4 protein-coding genes are annotated in these 9951 nt (G+C 43.8%); all 4 read left to right on the top strand.

Annotated elements, in window-relative coordinates; genetic code table 11:
- Window positions 1-3033: FISUMP domain-containing protein (locus tag D0T84_RS15710; protein WP_221413141.1), on the top strand; the 3033-nt coding region annotated here is incomplete at its 5' end.
- A 718-nt stretch (window positions 3034-3751) separates the two neighbouring features.
- Window positions 3752-6022 carry a GH92 family glycosyl hydrolase gene (locus D0T84_RS15705; protein ID WP_163308814.1) on the top strand — a complete coding sequence of 757 codons (2271 nt, stop codon included), beginning with the start codon at window positions 3752-3754 and terminating at the stop codon, window positions 6020-6022.
- A 554-nt stretch (window positions 6023-6576) separates the two neighbouring features.
- Window positions 6577-8409: a carboxypeptidase-like regulatory domain-containing protein gene (locus D0T84_RS15700; RefSeq protein ID WP_163308813.1), complete on the top strand. Its 1833-nt coding sequence runs from the start codon at window positions 6577-6579 to the stop codon at window positions 8407-8409.
- 83 nt (window positions 8410-8492) lie between these two features.
- The gene (locus D0T84_RS15695; protein WP_163308812.1) at window positions 8493-9941 is read left to right on the top strand and encodes a glycoside hydrolase family 76 protein; all 1449 of its coding nucleotides are present in this window, start codon (window positions 8493-8495) and stop codon (window positions 9939-9941) included.
- Window positions 9942-9951 lie beyond the last annotated feature (10 nt).

Here is a 9951-nt window from a genome sequence, read left to right as displayed (position 1 = left end):
ACCATCTACAACACCGATACCCGCTGCGTGGAGTACTACAACGCCCAGCGCTGGATCAGCATGTGCGACGGTACCAGCCAGATGGAGATCAGCCCAAAGCCGTGTACCGATGTTGAGGCAGACGGTACGGGCTGTGACGATGAATTTGAAATCACCGATCCCGATTGTGTAAACGGGCCGTTTACCTTTGCCGTGCTGACGGGTGCCGATTACCTCTCGCTGACGGAAACGGACGAAACGGCGGGGACATTCCGCGTATCGTTCGAGGCCAATAACTCTACCAAGCCCCGCTCGGCGGTGGTACGGGTGACCAGTTCGTGTACAGGGCTTTACAAAGACTTTCTGTTCAGCCAACTGGGACAAAGCTGCGACTCGTCTTTGGGCGAAGCACCTGCCATCAATAGCAAGCCTTCGGGCAAGACTATCTCATTCTGCGCAGGGGGAGCCGTTTACCTGTGGGTAGACCCTGCCTTTGCCAACCTCGACGAACTGATCTGGACACGCAACAACATAGAGATAGCCCGCGGGGTAAACTACATTACCGTCACACAAGCGGGAGTATACGATATCTGGATGGGACTGATAGGCTGCGGGCAAAAAGCAGGCAACGCCGTTACTGTGAGCAAGGACGGTACGGGAGCCCCTGCGCCCGTGGCTATCGTAGTGCGTGGCAACAACGGCATGGTATGCGATGCCAATGGTACCACCAAGCTGATAGCTTCCAACCCATCGGGAACAGGCACCGTTGTCTGGTTCAAGGACGGGCAGGACTCGGGGCTTACAGGCACTGAGATACAGGCAGGCGTAGGCGACTGGTTTGCCGTGGTAAAAGATGGCGACTGCTACTCTACCCCGAGCGAAACGGTAACCGTATCGGTAGACCCTAATGCGGGAACAGACCTTATTACCCCTGTTATTGCCAAACCTGCCGTTTTCTGCGCGGGAGGCAGCGTACAACTATCGGTAAGCAATGTGCAGCCGGGCTATACCTACACATGGTATGAAAACAATACACAGATAGGCACAGGACAAAACATACTGTACACCGTACCTGCCACGGGCAGCAGCTTTGTGCTTCGCTGCCGTGCTACCATGAGCAGCAGCTGTGCTGCCGAAGCCATCGGCACGGAAACCATCACTACGGGAACAATACCACAACGCCCGAATATCACAGGCGATAAGGTACTCTGCTCGGGTGTGGCTACGCTCAATGCCGTACCTTCGGGCGCGGGTACATATACCTACCAGTGGTACAAAGACGGGCAGCCATACGCCACCACCAAGAACATCACGGTAAGCACCGGCGGCGAATACTCGGTAACGGTGACCGAAACGGGAGGCTGTACCAGCCCTGCGGCAACGATAACCCTCTCCAACGAAAGTTCGGCTGTGCCTACTGTGACGCTGAACAGGAGCGCCGAAGAACCCAACAAGGGCGATGTGGTAACCTATACGGCCGAAATCAACTTCGGCCCTGCCACGGCTTACAAATGGACAGTGACAGGCGATGCCACCATACAGTCGGGTGGAGGCAATACCTCGTTTGCGGTGGTCAAGTTCAGTGCTACAGGCACGGCAGCCACCGTAAAGGTAGAGGTAAGCAATGCCTGCGGTACGGGCATCGGACAACATGTGGTAACCATGAAAGACGATTGCGTAAGCCCTACAAGTGTATCGCCAAGTGCGGACAGCAAGCAGACCACCTTTGTAAATACGGAAGTAACACTGGGTAAGGTGTCGGCCAGCTTCGCATCGGGTGCGCCTACCGTATCGTACCAGTGGTACCGCAGCACGGATGGCGGCGCTATCTATACCAAACTAAGTGGTGAAACAAGCAATAGCTGCATAGTCAAAGAACCGGCAGCAGGCACCTACAAGTACTACTGTGAGGTAGGTAACGGCAGTGGCTGTACGGGCAGCACGCCGATGAACTCGGGGGTATATACTGTGGATGTGGTAAAAAGCATGGCTATAGGTACAGGTACGTTCTCCGGAAAGATGTGTTTCGATATCGCATTCAGTAATGATAGAGAAAACGGTTGTGCGCCGGTGACAAGTCGCACACCTCAAAAAACAGACTTTTCAAAAAATAACCCAGTTACAGATACACAAGACCCTGCTTCTGGTATAACAGCACCTTACACAGGCGTTCAGGTATATACCTTTAAACCAGCAGCTAATGTAAGCAATGTACGCTTCCTGTATATAGATCCATCTGGACAGGTAATAGACGATATGCAACCCAATGCCGATTACTCCGGCAACTTTACCTCATCAAGCGAGTGCAAAGCTACTGTGACTTACAAATCTTCGCTAAATGAAGACCTGAAAGGAAAAACACAGAAGACTCCGCTCAAAGCAGAGTTATATGTCGTTTTTAATAATAAATCAAATAATACAGGAACGGATGTGATGCTTAAACTGGAAGTCAGGTTACAGGATTGCGCCTGCTGTGGTGCTGCTACTGTTGATGGCGGTTGGCTGACATTTATGTGCCATAACTTGGGGGTAGATCCATCACTCGATCCATTTACGCCGAATGCAGCGCTGATAGGTAATTACTACCAATGGGGACAAAACGACACCAATTGGGTAAGTGGTCGCAAAGGCTCTGCCAAAGCTTGGGGAGATGGAACTGCTAATTTGAATCAATCTAAAGGCTCTAAAGATCCGTGTCCTCCAGGATGGAAAATACCTAGCCAGAAGCAATGGGGTGCTATTTTCCGTGGAGGAACAACAAACGGAGCACCAAGCGCAGCAACAGCTAACACTTGGACTAAAGTCGGAACCTTTGTTTTGAACAGTGCTAGTGGCTATATGGTCGGTGGCTCTTTATTCCTACCTAACGGGGGCAACCGACAAAGTGCATCAAAATATGATCATATTGGTACTTATGGGAACTATTGGAGTAGCACTTTTATTTCCTCCACATATGCTTATTCACTTCAGAGTGGTAGCACAATGATAACAACGGGGCAAAATATAGCTGAACACATTCATGCACGCGCTATACGTTGTGTATTAGATGAGTAATCCTCCGCTACTACGCGAAAGATTCCCTCGTCCTTCGGGGTTTACAAACCCCGAAGTTCTTACTATCAGGATTTACAATCCGCATATAATATAACCGGATTACAAATCTTGATAGTATAAAAGCAGGTGATTATAAATTCCCTGCAACAATAGCAAATTATCCCGCAGGCCGTTGGTTCTGCCTGCGGGAACTGGTAGGGGCGACTTGCCGGTCGCCCGTTAATACAGTTTTCATTGTTCATTTCGGGCGACCGGCAGGTCGCCCCTACGATTCATCCACCCGTAGGGACAGGGTTCTACCCTGTCCGCAGTTCTACCCTGTCCGTAAATAATATCGCAACCGTTTGGATAAACGGACAGGGCAGAGCCCTGTCCCTACGGTGATAAAAAATGAATAGGATTATCTATTGTCAATTGTCAATTGTCAATTGTCAACTATCAACCTCGTCCTTTGCCCCCCCGAAGTTCTTACTATCAGGATTTGCAATCCGCATATAATAACCGGATGGCAGATCCAGATAATAAGCCACATGATTTTTTGCATATAACACAATATGATTAATGCATATTTTTGCTTAATAACCCATATTTAACCTTTAAATAATCTTAAAAATAATTTGAAGAACCTTTATTTGCACCGTACAAAAAGTGCTCTATGCCAATTTATTCTTTCAAAATAATTAATTAAATAATAATACATATTCATAAATCTATGCCAATGAAAAAGATATTGCTAATCCTTATCTTCTGCAGCGCTTTTATTCATGTAAAAGCAAATGATTATCCGGTAGATTACGTAAACCCATTGATGGGAACATTATCTAAACATTCGTTATCAACCGGAAATACATATCCGGCCATTGCTCTACCGTGGGGTATGAATTTTTGGACTCCTCAAACAGGTAAAATAGGTGACGGATGGGCATATACTTACAATGCGGACAAAATAAGAGGATTTAAACAAACTCACCAACCAAGCCCCTGGATGAACGATTACGGGCAATTTGCCATTATGCCAATTACAGGAAAAGTGGTTTTCGATCAGGATGAAAGGGCCAGTTGGTTTTCTCACAAAGCAGAAACGGCAAAACCATACTACTACAAAGTATACTTGGCCGATCATGATGTGGTGACTGAAATCACCCCTACTTCACGATCAGCTATGTTTCGCTTCACATTTCCCGACAATGACCAATCGTATGTCGTTGTAGATGCATTTGACAATGGCTCGTATGTAAAGATTATACCCGAAGAAAATAAGATTATTGGTTATACAACCAAAAACTCAGGAGGGGTTCCCGAAAATTTTAAAAATTACTTTGTGATCGTTTTCGATAAACCCTTCACATATACAGCTTCCGTATCAAAAAACAGCATTAACACATCAGCAATAGAAGCAACCAGCGACCATGCCGGAGCTATCATCGGCTTCGCTACAAAGAGGGGTGAAGAAGTACATGCACGCGTAGCATCGTCATTTATCAGTTTCGAACAAGCTGAACTCAATTTGAAGGAATTAGAGAATAAAACTTTTGAAGAAATAAAAGAACAAGGCAGGAATGAATGGAACGAGGTATTAGGTAAGATTGTAATTGAAGATGATAACATTGACAATTTAAGGACCTTCTATTCCTGCCTTTATCGAACAGTGCTTTTCCCTCGAAGTTTCTACGAAATAGATGCTCAGGGTAAAACAATGCACTATAGCCCGTATAATGGTAAAGTTTTGCCGGGTTATATGTTTACCGATACAGGTTTTTGGGATACATTCCGCTGCCTGTTCCCTTTTCTCAACCTGATATATCCTTCGATGAGTCAAAAAATGCAGGAAGGTTGGGTCAATACTTATAAAGAAAGTGGTTTTCTGCCGGAGTGGGCAAGTCCCGGACACAGGGATTGCATGGTAGGTAACAATTCGGCCTCTGTAGTTGCAGATGCTTACCTGAAAGGGATTCGCGGATATGATATCGAAACCTTGTGGGAAGCTGTCGTACATGGAGCAAACGATTACTTAGAGCGCACAGCATCAGGGCGTAAAGGTTACCAATACTATAACAAACTGGGATATGTACCATATAACGTCGGTGTACACGAAAGTGCAGCACGCACTCTCGAATATGCTTATGACGACTGGTGTATCTATCAGTTAGGCAAGAAACTGGGCAAGCCTGAAAAAGAGATAGGTATATTTGCCAAACGTGCAATGAATTATAGAAACATCTTCGATCCAAGCCATAAATTGATGAGGGGTAAAAACGAAGATGGCGTATTCCAGTCGCCATTCAATCCTCTAAAATGGGGTGATGCCTTTACAGAAGGAAACAGTTGGCATTATACATGGTCGGTATTCCACGATCCGCAAGGCTTGATCGACCTGATGGGAGGAAAAGATGGCTTCAATCAGATGATGGACTCCGTATTCAATGTACCGCCTCTGTTCGATGAAAGTTATTATGGCAGTGTAATACACGAGATACGTGAGATGCAAATTATGAATATGGGCAATTATGCACATGGCAATCAACCAATACAGCACATGATTTATCTATACAACTATTCCGGCGAACCCTGGAAAGCTCAATATAGGTTGCGTGAGGTGATGGATAAGCTTTACACGCCTACTCCTGATGGTTATTGCGGAGATGAAGATAATGGGCAAACATCGGCTTGGTATGTATTTTCCGCTATGGGATTTTATCCGGTATGCCCCGGAACCGACCAGTATATATTAGGCTCTCCTTTATTCAAAACGATGACTGTTCAGCTCGAAAATGGAAAGAAAATAGTTGTTAATGCACAAAATAACAGCAACGACAAACGTTATGTAGAGTCACTCAATATTGATGGAAAAACCCATAATAAAAATTATCTGACACACGATTTGTTAATGAACGGAACAACTATAAACTTCACCATGTCAGCTACTGCAAACAAAAGCAGAGGCACTAGTCCAAGTGATTTCCCTTACTCTTTTTCAACCGGGAAATAGAACTAAAGACAGGAAAAAACAACATAGCTATAAAATAAGGGGCTGACTCAAAAGTCTGTCATCCCATGCTTGACATGGGATCCCCCTTTTTTTAATGATTAAGAATGAATAATTTAAAAGATAATAGTTAATCTTAGAATCTTATTTATGAGGGGATTGCGGGCTTGACCCGCAATGACAATTGTTCTTTTCTACTTTTGGGACAGCTCCGTATTTTTAGTGAATTCATAATTTACTACTTGAAAGATATACATGATTATCAATCATCTATCAACACCTATGCCAATAACTTTTAATCTAACACTTATATTAAGAGCCTGTTTAAATTTTAGCGAAAATTTTTATTACAGGTTCAGGTCAATAGTTCTTAGCAATTTTTTATGCTCTTTTTAGCGTCTTTTCCCCTTTTTACTCTTGGTTTAGCCCGCTAAACCAGCTAACAAAAATGATAAAATACATCTAAAAATAGCTATAAAAAAGATTTGCTATAAAATTTAAACAGACTCTTATTAAAACCTTTATTTAATCTTTTTAATCTTAATAATGCAGATGACATGAAAAGAATTAGAATCTTAAGAACCTTTGCGTTCGCCCTTTTGCTGGGTACTATAGTATCCTTTGCAAGTTCTTGTAGTGATGATGATGATGATTCTGTTAAGGTCGGTTATGGAACAGTTAGCGGTACTGTTTCCGACTTGATGGGAAACCCTATTTCGGGAGTTGATGTCACTATTTCTGATGTGGAAGGATCCGTAACAACCGGATCTGACGGGAAGTACACTTTTGCTAATGTATCGATGGAAAAGCATGCTGTATCATTTACTAAGCAAGGCTATGTAACGATTAGTGCTACAGTTTTGGCAAACTCGTTTGATGAAAACAAAGTAGCATCGATAAGCCTATCGATGGTAGATGCCAAGTCTAAAATTACAGGTAAGCTGTTAGATGGCAACAATAATGGCCTCCCTCTTGCCGGTGTTACCGTAAGCATTAATGCTGAAAACACCACTACAAGCGGTAGTGATGGTACGTTTGCAATCGAATATTTGTCAGTAGGCGACTATACAATTACATTCTCCAAAGCTGAATATGTAACAGTAAAAAAATCGGTAAGCAAAGCCGATTTCGTAAATGATGTAGCCAATCTGGGAGAGATACTGATGAGTGGTTCCGAGCCTCTGCCGGGATTGGGTATTAATGATTTGCAAAATGCAGATAAGTGGTACTACAACGAATACCGTGGAGGTGGAAATGCCGATGCTTATCCTCATTGGGATTGGGCTTGCGACTATTTCAGCTCAATGACATTCGTTGGTAATTGGGAAGAACAATGGGAAGGTACAACATTGCGTATCCAAAATGATGGAGATCAGCAGAAAAACCCTGCCAACCTTGATACTTTCGATTCATTTACATATGGTAGTAAGCTTATTTCTGAGGATAACAAAATCCTTTCGTTAAGAGTACGCACACACAATGCCGATGAAGCATCTCCTGTTTACTTTGGTGTACAGGTAGTGGATCTTAGCGAAGCCGAACCTACAGCAAAAAAAGTAGGTGATACCAAAACCTATGGTTCGGGCGACTATACCGATTTTGACTTCGACCTGAGCGAATACGTTGGTAAAGAAGTAATTGTAGCTGTCGGTATTTATCGTAAAGAAACCGGAGACTACTGGAAACAACTGGTGCTTCGTGCTATCCGCTTTGCCGACCAAAAAGTAGAAGGTTGGAATTGGTTGCCTGGAACAGAAGTTGTAGAAGGCTGGAAACTAACTACAGAAATGGTACGTTCCACTATGGTACATACTAAAAAATCATTTACAGGTATTAGTCCTATGGGTGCTGGCAGAGACGTAAATATGACATCAGGATACCCTGCGGCCTACCAGTCATGGCGTGAAGTATCACATATCGGGCACGAATGGGCATATATGCCTCTGAATAAAGACCCGGAAGTAACCCCATCCGAAGGCTTCTTGATAAAAACAAAAGGTGGAGACGGTGTTGTAAATACCAAAGTACCCGAATCTTACTTCTATTCTAAATACGCTATAGCAACAGGAAGTAATAAGCTGACACTTAAGACCCGTAATTTTGGAAGCAACTACACTTACTTCAAAGTATCGGCTGTAGAAGAGAACGGAACTGTTACACACTTAAGTCCGGTATCGAATACTGCGACAGAAGCCGCCGCTGCCGAAGATGGCTGTTGGAAGTTTAAACATGATAAGGGAGGAAAAGATAATCCGAATGATTATGCCTCATTTGTTTACGACCTTTCACCATTCGACGGGGAGAATGTAGTGCTGACCTTCGGTGTGTATAAAGGTGAACAAAATGGAGATGAGAGCAAGCTTGTATTCTACAACATTGACCTGAATTAATAAAATGATATTGCTCCCCGCGAGTCTTTTGCACGCCGATGTGTGCAAAAGACTTGCAAAGGGAACAAAAATAATCCAATTATATGAAAAAAACAGTAATTACAATCCTTTGCTCCCTGTTCATAATGAGCGCTTGCAGCGACTCAAACGATGAACCGGGTAATGGAGAAAAACCCGAACCTACAGCAAACCTTGCCGAGCAGAATATACTCCGGGCAATGGAAATAGTAGATAAGGCTGTCGAATGCTACTTTGAGGGATCGGGGATGAAGATGGCCCGATATTACAACCCATACACCGGCCAACGCTCCGATGAAGTTGGCAGCGTTTGGATGTACACCAGTTCTATAGAAGCAGTAAATGCTGTATTACATGGACTGAAAGCCCATAAAGAGCATGGTAACGCCGAGCTTTACAATAAGCATTTCAGCCGTTACTCAGAACTATTGCAAACATTGTATGATAATGCAGCCTATTACAAAGGATCATATGTATTGACCTCATACACGCAAACTAAACAATGGTCTGTATATGCTGTTCCCAGAGGGGGCGACAAAGGATATGCCGATGTAGTGGGCGACAGAAACAGAAACAATGTCTACGATGACCAGCAGTGGCTGGTACGCGAACTGCTGGAAGCGTATAAACTGACAGGGAACACAGCATACCTGACAGAAGCCGAATACCTTACCGACTATGTACTTGACGGTTGGGATTGTACCCTGAACAATGATGGTAAAGAAAATGGAGGAATCACATGGGGACCGGGTTATGTCACAATGCATTCGTGCAGCAATGGCCCTATGGTAAGCCCATTGGTATGGTTACACGAATTATACAAAGGCAAGAATGACGAAGTCACATACAGATACATCGACGCAAACAGAAGCCGTAAAACGGCATCTATGAAAAAAAGCGATTATTATCTGGAATTTGCCAAAAAAGTATACGAATACCAAAAAAGCCACTTGCTGCGCCCAGATGGACTATACGATGATATGATGGGTGGCTATAGCGACGAAAATGTGATGTATGAAACTATCAACGGTGAAAAATATCGCACTCACACACAACTGAAGGATCGTGTAGGCCCGGCAATTTCATATAATAGTGGAACAATGCTGTCGGGAGCGGCTGACCTGTACAGGGTAACCGGCAATAATGTATACCTCGACGATGCAAAAAAACTAACAGACGTAAGTTTTTCGCACTTTGCAAAAGCAGAATCCTCAAAACCGGGATGTTACACTTATGATATAAGCGGTTTTAACAATTGGTTCAATGGAGTGTTAATGCGCGGTTATGTAGATGTATACCCTTCATACACGAATGCTGCAACGGCAATTGGAAGTTTTCAGAAGAACCTTGACTATGGGTATGAAAACTTTGCCTATAAAAACTTTTTGCCTACAAACTTACTGGTAGGCTGGAGTCGTGATAACGGCAACAACAAGGTAGAAGCAATGTTTACATTCGCTTTTGCCGCAGAGTATGCTGTATTAGCACGTTACGAATTGGAAAAGAAAAACTAACTTAAATTAT

The organism is Dysgonomonas sp. 521 (genome assembly GCF_010501055.1).
Taxonomy (GTDB): Bacteria; Bacteroidota; Bacteroidia; order Bacteroidales; family Dysgonomonadaceae; genus Dysgonomonas.
Note: the sequence above shows the minus strand (reverse complement) of the source record. Positions and strands in the feature narration are given on the sequence as shown.

Coding starts and splice junctions, on each gene's coding strand:
- D0T84_RS15705 (WP_163308814.1), top strand. CDS start 3,752: ATGAAAAAGATATTGCTAATCCTTATCTTCTGCAGCGCTTTTATTCAT.
- D0T84_RS15700 (WP_163308813.1), top strand. CDS start 6,577: ATGAAAAGAATTAGAATCTTAAGAACCTTTGCGTTCGCCCTTTTGCTG.
- D0T84_RS15695 (WP_163308812.1), top strand. CDS start 8,493: ATGAAAAAAACAGTAATTACAATCCTTTGCTCCCTGTTCATAATGAGC.